The 1,204-nt window shown below is 44.8% G+C and carries 1 protein-coding gene; it reads right to left on the reverse strand.

Going from position 1 to position 1,204, the window contains the following annotated elements; all coding sequences use genetic code 11:
• Nucleotides 1-18 precede the first annotated feature (18 nt).
• Nucleotides 19-1,136, reverse strand: a protein-coding gene (locus QD47_RS29465; protein WP_152643917.1) for an IS3 family transposase whose coding sequence is annotated in 2 segments (ribosomal slippage) — nucleotides 19-890 and nucleotides 890-1,136 — 1,119 coding nt in all. Because the reading frame shifts where the segments join, the coding sequence is not laid out codon by codon here.
• Between the last annotated feature and the right edge of the window lie 68 nt (nucleotides 1,137-1,204).

Below are 1,204 nucleotides of genomic sequence, written 5' to 3' on the forward strand. Positions count from 1 at the left end.
TGGATTGTCAACAGTAAATCAAACAACTTTTTTAAGGGCTGTAAGGCGATACTGAACAGGCGTCATATAGCCTAAAGTTCCATGAATACGATGCTGGTTGAACCAATGAATATAATCGTATAACTCCAACTCCAACTGACGAAGACTCTGAAAGTTCATCTGATTCACGAACTCTGTTTTCATGATCTTATAGGTAGCTTCGGCCACGGCATTGTCATACGGACAGCCTTTCGCACTGAGCGATCGACCAATTCCAAACGTATCTAAAAGCTCATCCATCTTTTGATTTTTGAACTCACTCCCACGGTCGGTATGAAACCACTGAATCTGACTCAGATCACCTTTCACGGTTGCGAAGGCACGGGAAACCAGTGCTGCGTTCTTATGGGGGCCAGCACTATGGCCGATAATCTCTCGATTGAACAGATCGATAAGCACGCAAATATAGTGCCATTCGTTCCGGACTTTCACATAGGTTAGATCACTGACCACCACCCGTTTGCTTTCCGTTTGGTTAAACTCGCGATTCAGTGTATTGACTGTAGCGGCTTCATTACAAGCGGTTGTATGCGGCTTATATTGTGCCACGGTGTAGGTTGAAACCAGTCCCTGTTCCTTCATGACACGACCGATTCGACGCCTGGAAACCACGAGTCCTCGCTCATGAAGCTTCACTTTGATCTTTCGGGTGCCGTATGCTTTTCGATTTTTCTGAAAAATGTCCACAATAGCTGAGGTCACTTCGTCTTCCGGCGACGGTTCGCTCGCTTCATAGTAAAACGTACTTCTTGCGATTTGCAGGACGTCACACATTGCTGATACCGAGTATTTATCACGGTTATTCTGGATGATAGCTACTTTCGTCCCATGATCAGCGCGGCTTGCTTTAAAATATCGTTCTCCATTTTGAGGCGTTGTACTTCTTTGCGTAAAGTAAGTAGCTCATTTTCTTCTGGCGAGCGATTATCCTTCTCTGAGAAAGAGCCTGTCGTTTGGCCTTGTTTAATCCAGCGATCCAAAGCCGAAGCGGTAAGGCCATATTCCTCCACCAGATCCGCTCTGGATTTTCCGTTCTCATATAATAGAACCATTTGCTTCTTGAACTCTGTTGTAAACGTACGTCTTTGTTTCGACATTGTAGAGATCCGCTCCTTAGGATGATAGGTTTATTCTACAAGCCCTCATTTTTATTGTCCAACTAAGT

Source organism: Paenibacillus terrae (assembly GCF_000943545.1).
In the GTDB taxonomy this organism is placed as follows: domain Bacteria; phylum Bacillota; class Bacilli; order Paenibacillales; family Paenibacillaceae; genus Paenibacillus; species Paenibacillus terrae_A.